Source organism: Streptococcus pseudopneumoniae (assembly GCF_001072315.1).
Taxonomy (GTDB): domain Bacteria; phylum Bacillota; class Bacilli; order Lactobacillales; family Streptococcaceae; genus Streptococcus; species Streptococcus pseudopneumoniae_R.
Window position 1 is genome coordinate 54990 of record NZ_JVLI01000095.1, and the last position, 13541, is coordinate 68530.

At 40.9% G+C, this 13541-nt stretch carries 15 protein-coding genes; 14 read left to right on the plus strand and 1 reads right to left on the minus strand.

Going from position 1 to position 13541, the window contains the following annotated elements; genetic code table 11:
- Positions 1-7: 7 nt before the first annotated feature.
- From ADH54_RS04650 to ADH54_RS04715, 14 genes are all read left to right on the plus strand, one after another.
- Positions 8-874 (plus strand): ABC transporter permease, encoded by an 867-nt coding sequence (locus tag ADH54_RS04650; RefSeq protein ID WP_004238144.1) that lies wholly within the window; start codon positions 8-10, stop codon positions 872-874.
- Positions 871-1629, plus strand: coding sequence for an ABC transporter ATP-binding protein (locus tag ADH54_RS04655; RefSeq protein WP_000125441.1), 759 nt, complete (start codon positions 871-873; stop codon positions 1627-1629). The genes ADH54_RS04650 and ADH54_RS04655 overlap by 4 nt, the downstream gene beginning before the upstream one ends.
- Positions 1630-1718: 89 nt before the next feature.
- A complete protein-coding gene (gene dnaG, locus ADH54_RS04660) occupies positions 1719-3479 on the plus strand; it encodes a DNA primase (protein ID WP_049524222.1) in 1761 nt (586 codons plus the stop codon).
- A 2-nt stretch (positions 3480-3481) separates the two neighbouring features.
- Positions 3482-4591, plus strand: a complete 1110-nt coding sequence (gene rpoD, locus ADH54_RS04665; protein ID WP_000201905.1) for an RNA polymerase sigma factor RpoD — start codon at positions 3482-3484, stop codon at positions 4589-4591.
- Positions 4592-4605: 14 nt separating this feature from the next.
- The gene (locus tag ADH54_RS04670) at positions 4606-4935 is read left to right on the plus strand and encodes a metal-sulfur cluster assembly factor (protein WP_000331929.1); all 330 of its coding nucleotides are present in this window, start codon (positions 4606-4608) and stop codon (positions 4933-4935) included.
- 115 nt (positions 4936-5050) lie between these two features.
- Entirely contained in the window at positions 5051-6094 is a 1044-nt protein-coding gene (gene cpoA / locus ADH54_RS04675; RefSeq protein WP_049524228.1) for an alpha-galactosylglucosyldiacylglycerol synthase, read from the plus strand.
- A gap of 15 nt (positions 6095-6109) precedes the next feature.
- Positions 6110-7435, plus strand: coding sequence for a glycosyltransferase family 4 protein (locus ADH54_RS04680; RefSeq protein WP_049524223.1), 1326 nt, complete (start codon positions 6110-6112; stop codon positions 7433-7435).
- Positions 7436-7464: 29 nt separating this feature from the next.
- Complete coding sequence (locus tag ADH54_RS04685; RefSeq protein ID WP_049524229.1) at positions 7465-7641, plus strand: PspC domain-containing protein; 177 nt, start codon at positions 7465-7467, stop codon at positions 7639-7641.
- A 58-nt stretch (positions 7642-7699) separates the two neighbouring features.
- On the plus strand, positions 7700-7834 hold the full coding sequence (locus ADH54_RS04690) for a DUF4044 domain-containing protein (RefSeq protein WP_000863859.1): 135 nt from the start codon (positions 7700-7702) through the stop codon (positions 7832-7834).
- A 63-nt stretch (positions 7835-7897) separates the two neighbouring features.
- Entirely contained in the window at positions 7898-9208 is a 1311-nt protein-coding gene (obgE, locus tag ADH54_RS04695) for a GTPase ObgE (protein WP_049524224.1), read from the plus strand.
- 9 nt (positions 9209-9217) lie between these two features.
- On the plus strand, positions 9218-9376 hold the full coding sequence (locus ADH54_RS12170) for a hypothetical protein (protein WP_001808548.1): 159 nt from the start codon (positions 9218-9220) through the stop codon (positions 9374-9376).
- A 298-nt stretch (positions 9377-9674) separates the two neighbouring features.
- Positions 9675-10316, plus strand: coding sequence for an amino acid ABC transporter permease (locus ADH54_RS04705; protein WP_000120835.1), 642 nt, complete (start codon positions 9675-9677; stop codon positions 10314-10316).
- A gap of 9 nt (positions 10317-10325) precedes the next feature.
- Entirely contained in the window at positions 10326-10955 is a 630-nt protein-coding gene (locus ADH54_RS04710; protein WP_049524225.1) for an amino acid ABC transporter ATP-binding protein, read from the plus strand.
- 9 nt (positions 10956-10964) lie between these two features.
- A complete protein-coding gene (locus ADH54_RS04715) occupies positions 10965-11804 on the plus strand; it encodes an amino acid ABC transporter substrate-binding protein (RefSeq protein WP_049524226.1) in 840 nt (279 codons plus the stop codon).
- A gap of 60 nt (positions 11805-11864) precedes the next feature.
- On the opposite strand, the gene lysS is transcribed toward ADH54_RS04715, so the two are convergent.
- Entirely contained in the window at positions 11865-13355 is a 1491-nt protein-coding gene (lysS, locus tag ADH54_RS04720; RefSeq protein WP_000102427.1) for a lysine--tRNA ligase, read from the minus strand.
- Positions 13356-13541 lie beyond the last annotated feature (186 nt).

Sequence of the window (13541 nt, forward strand, 5' to 3'; positions counted from 1 at the left end):
GAAACAGATGATATTATCTATTATTTCTCAAGGATTTGTCTGGGCTATTCTAGGTCTGGGAATCTTTATGACATTTAGGATTTTAAACTTTCCAGATATGACGACAGAAGGTTCCTTCCCTCTTGGGGGAGCTGTTGCTGTCACTCTGATAACCAAGGGTGTAAATCCCTTTTTAGCGACACTTGTTGCTGTAGGAGCCGGTTGTTTGGCTGGAATGGCAGCAGGACTTCTTTATACAAAAGGGAAGATCCCAACCTTGCTCTCAGGGATTTTGGTGATGACTTCTTGTCACTCTATTATGCTCTTGATTATGGGACGTGCAAATTTAGGACTGCTTGGAACCAAGCAAATTCAGGATGTTTTACCTTTTGATTCAGACTTGAATCAACTCTTGACAGGTCTCATCTTTGTCAGTATTGTTATTGTTCTCATGCTCTTTTTCTTGGATACCAAACTCGGACAAGCCTATATTGCTACAGGTGACAATCCTGATATGGCTAGAAGTTTCGGGATTCATACTGGACGCATGGAGCTCATGGGATTGGTCTTATCAAATGGTGTGATTGCCCTTGCAGGAGCTCTCATTGCCCAGCAAGAAGGGTATGCCGATGTATCTCGAGGAATTGGGGTTATCGTTGTAGGTCTTGCAAGTTTGATTATTGGAGAAGTCATCTTCAAGAGTTTGAGCCTGGCAGAACGTCTGGTTACCATCGTTGTAGGTTCTATCGCTTATCAATTCTTAGTGTGGGCAGTTATTGCGCTTGGCTTTAATACAAGTTACCTTCGTTTGTACAGTGCCGTGATTTTAGCAGTCTGCCTCATGATTCCAACATTTAAGCAAACAATCTTGAAAGGAGCCAAATTAAGCAAATGACAGCAATTGTAGAATTAAAAAATGCAACCAAAGTCGTTAAAAATGGCTTTGATGAAGAAAAGATTATTTTAAATGATGTTTCCTTAGAAATTTTTGAACAGGACTTTATCACGATTTTGGGTGGAAATGGTGCTGGGAAATCAACCCTCTTTAACACTATTGCAGGAACCTTATCCTTAACCAGTGGAACCATCCGTATTTTGGGTGAAGATGTTACTAAGTTTTCACCAGAAAAGCGGGCTAAGTATCTGTCTCGTGTCTTCCAAGATCCAAAGATGGGGACAGCTCCTCGTATGACAGTGGCAGAGAATCTCTTGATTGCCAAGTTTCGTGGTGAAAAGAGGGGATTGTTACCAAGACGTTTGGCTAGCTATAAGGATGAGTTTCAGGCAACCATTGAAAAAGTAGGAAATGGTCTTGAGAAACACTTGAATACACCGATTGAGTTCTTATCAGGTGGACAAAGACAGGCTTTGAGTCTCTTGATGGCAACCTTGAAGCGTCCTGAATTACTCTTGTTAGACGAGCATACTGCAGCTCTTGATCCAAAGACAAGTGTTGCCCTCATGGAATTGACGGATGAATTTGTTAAGAAGGATCAGTTGACAGCACTTATGATTACTCACCACATGGAAGATGCTCTTAAGTATGGCAATCGCTTAATTGTCATGAAAGAAGGACGAATTATCCAAGATTTGAACCAAGAAGAAAAAGCAAAAATGAAAATCTCTGATTATTATCAGCTCTTTGAATAAAGTAGGGAAAATGAGTGAAATGGTTTACTTTTTTTCTGAAATAAAGTATACTATATAAAGTAAACTATGATAACATGGAGGTATTGTGTATGGTTGACAAACAAGTCATTGAAGAAATCAAAAACAATGCCAACATTGTGGAAGTCATAGGAGATGTGATTTCTTTACAAAAGGCAGGACGGAACTATCTAGGGCTCTGTCCTTTTCATGGTGAAAAAACACCTTCTTTCAACGTTGTAGAGGACAAGCAGTTTTACCACTGTTTTGGTTGTGGTCGCTCAGGTGATGTCTTTAAATTTATCGAGGAGTACCAAGGGGTTCCCTTTATGGAGGCTGTCCAAATCTTAGGTCAGCGTGTGGGGATTGAGGTTGAAAAACCGCTTTATAGTGAACAGAAGCCAGCCTCGCCTCACCAAGCTCTTTATGATATGCACGAAGATGCAGCCAAATTTTACCATGCTATTCTCATGACAACGACCATGGGGGAAGAGGCCAGAAACTACCTTTATCAGCGTGGTTTGACAGATGAAGTGCTCAAGCATTTTCGGATTGGTTTAGCACCTCCAGAACGAAACTATCTCTATCAACGTTTGTCTGGTCAGTATCATGATGAGGATTTCCTAGATTCAGGGCTATTTTACCTCTCAGATGCTAATCAATTTGTAGACACCTTTCACAATCGCATTATGTTTCCCCTGACCAATGATCAGGGAAAGGTTATTGCCTTCTCAGGTCGTATCTGGCAGAAAACGGATTCACAAACTTCTAAGTATAAAAATAGCCGATCGACTGCAATTTTTAACAAAAGTTACGAATTATATCATATGGATAGGGCAAAAAAATCTTCTGGAAAAGCCAGTGAGATTTATCTGATGGAAGGCTTCATGGATGTCATCGCAGCCTATCGGGCTGGAATCGAAAACGCTGTCGCATCTATGGGAACGGCCTTAAGTCGTGAGCATGTTGAGCATCTGAAAAGGTTAACCAAGAAGTTAGTTCTTGTTTACGATGGCGATAAGGCTGGGCAAGCCGCGACTTTGAAAGCGCTGGACGAAATTGGTGATATACCTGTGCAAATTGTCAGCATGCCTGATAACTTGGATCCAGATGAGTATCTACAAAAAAATGGACCAGAAGACTTGGCCTATCTATTAACGAAAACTCGTATTAGTCCGATTGAGTTCTACATTCACCAGTATAAGCCTGAAAATAGTGAAAATCTGCAGGCTCAGATTGAGTTTATTGAAAAAATAGCTCCCTTGATTGTTCAAGAAACGTCTATCACTGCTCAAAACAGCTATATTCATATTTTAGCTGACAGTCTGGCATCATTTGATTATGCCCAGATTGAGCAGATTGTTAATGAGAGTCGTCAGGCGCAAAGGCAGAATCGCATGGAAGGGATTTCCAGACCGACGACAATCACTATGCCTGTCACCAAGCAGTTATCGGCTATTATGAGGGCAGAAGCCCATCTACTTTATCGAATGATGGAATCTCCTCTTGTTTTGAACGATTACCGTTTGCGAGAAGATTTTGCATTTGACACACCTGAATTTCAGGTCTTATATGACTTGCTTGGTCAGTATGGCAATCTTCCTCCAGAAGTTTTAGCAGAACAGACAGAAGAAGTTGAAAGAGCTTGGTATCAAGTCTTAGCTCAGGATTTGCCTGCTGAGATGTCGCCGCAGGAACTTAGTGAAGTAGAAATGACTCGAAACAAGGCTCTCTTGAATCAGGACAATATGAGAATCAAAAAGAAAGTGCAGGAAGCTAGCCATGTAGGAGATACCGACACAGCCTTAGAAGAATTGGAACGTTTAATTTCCCAAAAGAGAAGAATGGAGTAATAATGGCAACAAAACAAAAAGAAGTAACAACATTTGACGTACAAGTAGCAGAATTTATCCGTAATCATAAGCAAAAAGGGACAGCAACAGATGATGAAATCAATGCTAGTCTTGTCGTTCCTTTTACCTTGGACGCTGATGGGATTGAAGATCTCTTGCAACGAATTCAGGATGCAGGGATTTCTATCACAGATAACGAAGGAAATCCGAGTGCGCGTGTTCTTAGTGCTGAAGAAGAACCAGAACTCAGCGATGAGGACTTGATTGGTTCAACTTCGGCTAAGGTTAATGACCCTGTCCGTATGTACTTGAAAGAAATCGGGGTCGTTCCTCTCTTGACCAATGAAGAGGAAAAAGAATTAGCACTAGCAGTGGAAGCTGGCGATATCGAAGCCAAACAACGTCTTGCGGAAGCCAACCTTCGTTTGGTTGTTTCTATAGCCAAACGCTATGTCGGTCGTGGTATGCAGTTCCTTGACTTGATTCAAGAAGGAAATATGGGCTTGATGAAGGCTGTTGACAAGTTTGATTATTCTAAAGGATTCAAGTTCTCAACTTACGCAACTTGGTGGATTCGTCAGGCTATCACTCGTGCCATCGCTGATCAAGCTCGTACCATCCGTATCCCAGTTCACATGGTTGAAACTATCAATAAATTGGTTCGTGAACAGCGGAATCTCCTTCAAGAATTGGGACAAGATCCGACACCAGAACAGATTGCTGAACGAATGGATATGACACCTGATAAGGTTCGTGAAATCTTGAAGATTGCCCAAGAACCAGTATCTCTTGAAACACCAATCGGTGAAGAGGATGATAGCCACCTTGGGGACTTTATTGAAGATGAAGTGATTGAAAATCCAGTGGACTATACAACTCGTATCGTCTTGCGTGAGCAGTTGGATGAGGTCTTGGATACTCTTACAGACCGTGAAGAAAATGTTCTGCGTCTACGTTTTGGACTAGATGATGGAAAAATGCGCACCCTTGAAGATGTGGGGAAAGTCTTTAACGTAACCCGTGAGCGTATCCGTCAGATTGAAGCAAAGGCTTTGAGAAAACTACGCCAACCAAGTCGTAGCAAACCGCTTCGTGATTTTATTGAAGATTAAGAGTGAGGATGAATATGGCTTATACAGAAGAGCAAATTGAAAACATCAAAACACGGATTTTAACAGCCTTAGAAGAAGTCATCGACCCTGAGTTGGGAATCGATATTGTCAATCTTGGTTTGATCTATGAGATTCGTTTTGACGGAGACACAGGACAAACAGAGATTGATATGACTTTGACAACTATGGGTTGTCCCCTAGCAGACCTTTTGACAGACCAGATTTATGATGCCATGACAGAGGTTCCAGAAGTAACGGATACTGAGGTTAAATTGGTTTGGTATCCAGCCTGGACCGTTGAAAAAATGAGTCGCTATGCACGCATTGCCCTAGGCATTAAGTAAACAAATAAAAGTATGTGAGAGACCATTGGAAAAGCGAGGAAATTTCCTCTTCTTTTCCTCTAGTCTCTCCTTTCTTTTGCTGATTTTATTCAAAGAAAATGATATAATAGTAGCTATGGAAAAAAAGAAATTACGCATCAATATGTTGAGTTCAAGTGAGAAAGTAGCAGGACAAGGAGTTTCAGGTGCTTACCGTGAATTAGTTCGTCTTCTTCACCGTGATGCCAAGGACCAATTGATTGTTACAGAAAATCTTCCAATAGAGGCAGATGTGACTCACTTTCATACCATTGATTTCCCCTATTACTTATCAACCTTCCAAAAGAAACGATCAGGTAGGAAAATTGGATATGTGCATTTCTTGCCTGATACACTTGAGGGGAGTTTGAAAATTCCATTTTTCTTAAAGGGAATTGTCAAACGTTATGTATTTTCTTTTTACAACCGGATGGAGCACTTGGTTGTGGTCAATCCTATGTTTATTGAGGATTTGGTGGCAGCTGGTATTCCATGTGAAAAAGTGACCTATATTCCTAACTTTGTCAACAAGGAAAAATGGCATCCCCTTCCACAAGAAGAGGTAGTCAGACTGCGAACAGAGCTAGGTCTTAGTGATAATCAGTTTATCGTAGTAGGTGCTGGTCAAGTTCAGAAACGTAAAGGGATTGATGATTTTATCCGTCTAGCTGAGGAATTGCCTCAAATTACCTTTATCTGGGCTGGTGGTTTCTCTTTTGGTGGTATGACAGATGGTTATGAACGCTACAAGAAAATCATGGACAATCCCCCTAAAAATTTGATTTTTCCAGGTATTGTATCGCCAGAGCGGATGCGCGAATTGTATGCCCTAGCGAATCTTTTCTTGTTGCCTAGTTACAATGAGCTCTTTCCGATGACGATTTTAGAGGCTGCCAGTTGTGAAGCTCCTATTATGTTGCGTGATTTAGATCTTTATAAGGTAATTTTGGAGGGAAATTATCGGGCGACAGCAGATAGAGAAGAGATGAAAGAAGCTATTCTGGAATATCAAGCGAATCCTGCTGCTTTAAAAGATTTGAAAGAAAAAGCTAAGAATATTTCTAGAGAGTATTCTGAAGAGCATCTGTTGCAAATCTGGTTGGATTTTTATGAGAAACAAGCCGCTTTAGGGAGAAAGTAAAAAGTGAGGTAATCTATGCGAATTGGTTTATTTACAGATACCTATTTTCCTCAGGTTTCAGGTGTTGCGACCAGTATTCGAACCTTAAAAACAGAACTTGAAAAGCAAGGGCATGCTGTTTTTATCTTTACAACGACAGATAAGGATGTCAATCGTTATGAAGATTGGCAAATTATCCGCATTCCAAGTGTTCCCTTCTTTGCTTTTAAGGATCGCCGCTTTGCCTATCGAGGCTTCAGCAAGGCGCTTGAAATTGCTAAACAATATCAACTGGATATTATCCATACTCAGACAGAATTTTCTCTTGGCTTGTTGGGGATTTGGATTGCGCGTGAATTGAAGATTCCAGTCATCCATACCTATCACACCCAGTACGAAGACTATGTGCATTATATTGCTAAGGGGATGTTGATTCGTCCTAGCATGGTCAAGTATCTGGTTAGAGGTTTTTTGCATGATGTGGATGGAGTCATTTGCCCGAGTGAGATTGTCCGAGACTTGCTATCGGACTATAAGGTTAAGGTTGAAAAACGGGTCATTCCTACTGGGATTGAATTAGCCAAGTTTGAGCGTCCAGAAATCAAGCAGGAAAATTTGAAAGAACTACGTAGTAAATTAGGGATTCAAGATGGTGAAAAGATGTTGCTGAGTCTTTCGAGAATTTCCTATGAAAAAAATATTCAGGCAGTATTAGCAGCCTTTACAGAAGTTCTGAAAGAAGAAGACAAGGTCAAACTGGTGGTAGCTGGGGATGGTCCTTATCTGGATGATCTCAAAGAGCAAGCTCAGAAATTAGAGATTCAAGACTCCGTTATCTTTACAGGGATGATTGCTCCTAGTGAGACGGCTCTTTACTATAAGGCGGCGGATTTCTTCATTTCAGCATCGACAAGTGAAACCCAAGGTTTGACCTACTTGGAAAGTTTAGCTAGTGGAACGCCTGTCATTGCTCATGGAAATCCTTATCTGGACAATCTTATCAGTGACAAAATGTTTGGAACCTTGTATTACGGTGAACATGATTTGGCTGGAGCTATTTTAGAGGCCTTGATTGCAACGCCAGATATGAATGAGCATACCTTATCAGAGAAATTGTATGAGATTTCAGCTGAGAACTTTGGAAAACGAGTGCATGAGTTTTATCTGGATGCCATTATTTCAAATAACTTCCAGAAAGATTTGGCTAAAGATGATACGGTTAGTCAGCGTATCTTTAAGACAGTTTTGTATCTTCCACAAAAGGTGGTTGCTGTGCCCGTAAAAGGCTCTAGACGCATGCTGAAGGCTTCAAAAACACAGTTGATCAGCATAAGAGATTATTGGAAAGACCATGAAGAATAGAAAGAGGAATAGCTATGAAAAAACAATTGATGAGAAGTGGTTGTGATAAAAAGATTGCGGGTGTTTGTGCCGGAGTGGCCTATTATCTTGATATGGATCCAACTATCGTTCGCGTAATATGGGGTGTCCTTGCTTGCTGTTACGGAGCGGGAATTGTAGCTTATATCATTTTATGGATTATTGCGCCAGTAGCAAGTGACTATTGAAAACTAGCTAAATTCATGCTAAGATAATAGAAAATAGAATGTAACGAAGGAGATAAAAATGGCATTTGGAGATAATGGAAATCGTAAAAAAACTATGTTTGAGAAAATAACCTTGTTTATCGTGATTATCATGCTAGTAGCAAGTTTATTGGGAATTTTTGCAACTGCAATTGGTGCCCTCAGTAATCTATAAAATAGATTCAAGAAAATTTAGTGACTGGGATTTCCCAGCCCTTTTTTAAAGTGAGAAGAAATAATGAGTATGTTTTTAGATACAGCTAAGATCAAGGTCAAGGCTGGTAATGGTGGTGATGGCATGGTTGCCTTTCGCCGTGAAAAATATGTCCCTAATGGTGGTCCTTGGGGTGGTGATGGTGGTCGTGGAGGAAATGTGGTCTTCGTTGTAGACGAAGGACTACGGACTTTGATGGATTTCCGCTACAATCGCCATTTCAAGGCTGATTCTGGTGAAAAAGGAATGACCAAAGGAATGCATGGTCGTGGTGCTGATGACCTTAGAGTTCGAGTGCCACAAGGTACGACCGTTCGTGATGCAGAGACTGGCAAGGTCTTAACAGATTTGATTGAACATGGGCAAGAATTTATTGTAGCTCACGGAGGTCGTGGTGGTCGTGGAAATATCCGCTTTGCAACACCAAAAAATCCTGCACCGGAAATCTCTGAAAATGGAGAACCAGGTCAGGAACGTGAGTTACAATTGGAACTAAAAATCTTGGCAGATGTCGGTTTAGTAGGATTCCCATCTGTTGGGAAATCAACACTTTTAAGTGTTATCACATCTGCTAAACCTAAAATTGGTGCCTACCACTTTACGACCATTGTGCCAAATCTAGGTATGGTTCGCACCCAATCAGGTGAATCCTTTGCAGTAGCCGACTTGCCAGGTTTGATTGAAGGGGCTAGTCAAGGTGTTGGTTTGGGAACTCAGTTCCTCCGTCACATTGAGCGTACCCGTGTCATCCTTCATATTATTGATATGTCAGCTAGCGAAGGACGTGATCCTTATGAGGACTATCTAGCTATCAATAAGGAGTTAGAGTCTTATAACCTCCGTCTCATGGAGCGTCCACAGATTATCGTAGCCAATAAGATGGACATGCCTGAAAGTCAAGAAAATCTTAAAGAATTTAAGAAAAAATTGGCTGAAAACTACGATGAATTTGAAGAGTTACCAGCTATTTTCCCAATTTCTGGTTTGACCAAGCAAGGTTTGGCTACGCTCTTGGATGCTACAGCTGAATTGTTAGACAAGACACCAGAATTCTTGCTCTATGACGAGTCAGATATGGAAGAAGAAGCATACTACGGCTTTGACGAGGAAGAAAAAGCCTTTGAAATTAGTCGTGATGATGATGCAACATGGGTGCTTTCTGGTGAAAAACTGATGAAACTCTTTAATATGACCAACTTTGATCGTGACGAATCAGTCATGAAATTTGCCCGCCAGCTTCGTGGTATGGGGGTTGATGAAGCCCTTCGTGCGCGTGGTGCTAAGGATGGGGACTTGGTTCGCATTGGTAAATTTGAGTTTGAATTTGTAGACTAGGAGACTGGTATGGGAGATAAACCGATATCTTTCCGAGATGCGGATGGCAATTTTGTTTCCGCCGCAGACGTTTGGAATGAAAAGAAATTGGAAGAACTATTTAATCGTCTCAATCCAAATCGTGCCTTGAGATTAGCACGAACTAAAAAAGAAAATCCATCACAGTAAAGAAGATAAAACTCCAATTATCAGTTAAGTTAACTGTAACAAATAGAAGATAAGATCGAGAAAGGGCAAAGTTTGTCCTTTCTTTTGCTTGTAAATTATAATATGTTGAAATGGAATATGAACAAATCGATTAGAGAATTCAAATCAAATTTCTAACAAGGATTTAGAAGTCGTGTTGTCCTATTCTAGCTTCAAGAAGCAGTATTTTTTCTATTAAAAAGAATTTTTTTACAAAAATAGTTGGTTATTTAGTTTATTTATGCTATAATAGGAGCAATTATTTTTAGGAGGTGTCAGTATGTCTTATTTGTTTGAGATATTACCGAGTTTATTGAGCGGTGCAAGCATGACTTTACAGGTTTTTGCACTGGTCTTGATTTTTTCTATTCCCTTGGGCGTTTTAATTGCCTTTGCCTTGCAAGTCCATTGGAAGCTCCTCCATCATCTGATTAACATTTATATTTGGATCATGCGGGGTACACCTTTGCTTTTGCAATTGATTTTTATTTATTATGTGCTCCCAAGTATTGGGATCCGTTTAGACCGCCTTCCTGCAGCCATTATTGCCTTTGTTCTGAATTATGCGGCTTACTTTGCTGAAATCTTTCGTGGGGGGATTGATACCATTCCTAAAGGTCAATATGAGGCTGCCAAGGTCTTGAAGTTTAGTCCCTTTGACACAGTGCGCTATATTATTTTGCCCCAAGTGACCAAGATTGTTCTTCCTAGTGTTTTTAATGAGGTTATGAGTTTGGTCAAGGATACTTCTCTGGTCTATGCTCTAGGAATTTCAGACCTCATCTTGGCTAGTCGAACAGCTGCCAACCGTGACGCTAGCCTGGTTCCCATGTTCTTGGCAGGTGCTATTTACTTGATTTTGATTGGGATTGTGACCATTCTTGCCAAAAAAGTTGAGAAGAAGTACAGTTACTATAGATAGGAGGCTGCCATGTTAGAATTACGAAATATCAATAAAGGATTTGGTGAAAAGCAAATTTTATCTAATTTCAGTCTAAGCATTCCTAAAAAGCAAATCCTGGCTATCGTTGGGCCTTCTGGCGGAGGTAAGACAACTCTCTTACGTATGCTTGCGGGTCTTGAAACTATTGATTCAGGGCAAATCTTTTATAATGGAGAACCTTTAGAACTGGATGAATTGGAGAAGCGCAATCTACTAGGATTTGTATTCCAAGATTTTCAACTGTTCCCTCATTTATCAGTTTTAGACAATTTGACCTTATCGCCTGTGAAAACCATGGGAATGAAGCAGGATGAGGCTGAGAAGAAGGCGCGAGGGCTTTTGGAACAGTTAGGACTGGCTGGTCATGCAGATGCCTATCCATTCTCACTATCTGGTGGACAAAAGCAACGGGTGGCCTTGGCGCGTGCTATGATGATTGACCCAGAAATCATTGGCTACGATGAACCAACTTCGGCCCTAGATCCAGAATTACGCTTGGAAGTGGAAAAACTGATCTTGCAAAATAGGGAACTTGGCATGACCCAGATTGTGGTTACCCACGATTTGCAGTTTGCTGAAAATATCGCAGATCAGATTCTCAAGGTTGAGCCCAAGTAGGAGGTGCCAATGACTAATAAGAAAATTGCTTTGGTATTGGTTTCGCTCCTGACTCTCTTTTTAACAGCTTGTACTCAGAAGGCTAGCGATCCAAAGCAGGATAACTGGGATAAGTATCAAGAGCAAGGCAGTATAACCATTGGTTTTGACAATACCTTTGTACCCATGGGATTTGAAGAAAAGAATGGCCAATATACGGGCTTTGATATTGACTTAGCACAAGCAGTTTCTGAAAAATTAGGTTTTAAGGTGCAATTTCAGCCAATTGACTGGGATATGAAGGAGACGGAACTGCAAAATGGAACTATAGATGCCATCTGGAATGGCTATTCTGCCACTGATGAACGCCGAGAGAAGGTTGCCTTTAGCATTCCATATATGGAAAATCAGCAAGTTCTGGTTGCGAAGAAAAGCCAGCAAATTCATTCAGTAGAGGATATGAAGGATAAGACCTTGGGTGCCCAAGCCGGTTCCTCTGGCTATTTAGACTTTGAAGCTCAGACAGATTTATTGAAAAATCGAGTCAAAGACCAGAAAGCCAATCAATACCAGAGTTTCAATGAAGCCTTGATTGACTTAAAAAATGACCGTATTGATGCCTTATTGATTGACCGAGTGTATGCTAATTACTATCTTCAGTCTGAGGGGATATTAAATGACTATAATGTCTTTTCAGCTGGATTTGAAAGTGAATCTTTTGCGGTCGGAGTTAGACCAGCAGACAAGAGATTGCTGCAAGCTTTAAACCAAGCCTTTATTGAACTATACCAAGAAGGAAAGTTCCAAGAGATTAGCCATAAATGGTTTGGAGAAGATGTAGCAACTAAAGAAGTGAAAAGTAGAGATTGAGTTTTTCCTCAGTCTCTTTTTGCATCAAAAAACCTCTGGCAAGAGCCAGAGGATAAGAGTTTATTTCATTGTTGGGAAGAGCAATACATCACGGATAGTAGTTGTATCAGTGAGAAGCATGCAGAGACGGTCGATACCAATTCCCAAACCACCTGTTGGTGGCATACCGTATTCAAGAGCTTCAATGTAGTCGTAGTCGATACCTGTCGCTTCATCGTCACCAAGTTCTTTGGCTTTAGCTTGGGCTTCGAAACGGCTAAGCTGATCGATTGGGTCGTTCAACTCAGTAAAGGCATTACCGTACTCCTTAGTCATGATGAAGAGCTCGAAACGGTCAGTAAAACGTTCATCTTCAGGATTTTTCTTAGCCAGTGGAGATACAGCTACTGGATGTCCATAGACAAAAGTTGGTTGGATTAAGGTTTCTTCAACAAACTCTTCAAAGAAGGCATTGATGATGTGGCCAACTTCAGTGTAGTGTTTCTCAACAGGAACCTTCTTCTCAGCAGCGATAGCTTTGGCTTCTTCCAAAGTCATGTCTTGCCAGAAATCGACACCTGTAATTTCCTTAATAGCATCAACCATGTGAACACGTTTGAATGGTTCGTTGATCTTGATCTCAGTTCCTTGGTAGTTGACTGGGCCATCACCTTTAACTGATTTAGCAGCGTGTTGGATAATTCCTTCAGTTAAGTCCATGATGTCTTGAAAGTCTGCATAAGCTTGGTAGACTTCGATAGAAGTAAATTCAGGGTTGTGAGTAGCATCCATTCCTTCGTTACGGAAGATACGGCCAATTTCATAGACACGTTCCATACCACCCACGATAAGGCGTTTCAAGTGAAGCTCAGTTGCGATACGAAGCACCATGTCAATGTTTTGGGCATTGTGGTGAGTGATAAATGGACGGGCAGCAGCACCACCAGCTTCGTTGTGAAGAACAGGTGTTTCCACTTCAAGGAAACCTTTTTGATCAAGGTAACGACGGATTTCAGAAATGATTTTTGAACGAGTGACAAAACGCTCGAAGCTTTCACGGTTAGAAATCAAGTCAAGGTAACGTTTACGGTAAATTGTTTCAACGTCTGTCAAACCGTGGAATTTCTCAGGAAGTGGGCGAAGTGCTTTAGACAAGTGAGTGATGTGAGTAGCCTTGATAGAGAGTTCTCCCATATCTGTACGCATCACTTCACCTTCGACACCAAGGAAGTCACCAAGGTCTGCTTTTTTGAAGATTTCATAGTTTTCTTCACCGACAGCATCCTTACGAACGTAGATCTGGATTTGACCTTCGCGGTCTTGAAGGTGGGCAAAACCTACTTTACCTTTACCACGTTTGGTTACCAAGCGTCCTGCGATAGTAGCTGTTTCATTTTTATCGTGTAATTGTTCTTTATCGAGGTCAGCAAATTTATCTTTTAATTCTTGTGAATTTGCAGTACGTTCAAAACGTTTTCCAAAGGGATCGATTCCTTGTTCACGGAGCGCAGCCATTTTTTCACGGCGAACGATCTGCTGGTCATTTAGTTCTTCCATATGTTCTGTTGACATGGGATCCTCCTAGTTTTACTCAAAATTGAATACGATGAGTCATTTTTTTGCGATACTCTCATTTTATCATAAATATCCAAGAAATTCACGGATAATCTTTCAAAACTAAAAAGAACTTGACGCTAATACTCTTCGAAAATCAAATTCAAACCACGTCAACGTCGCCTTGCCGTACTCAAGTACAGC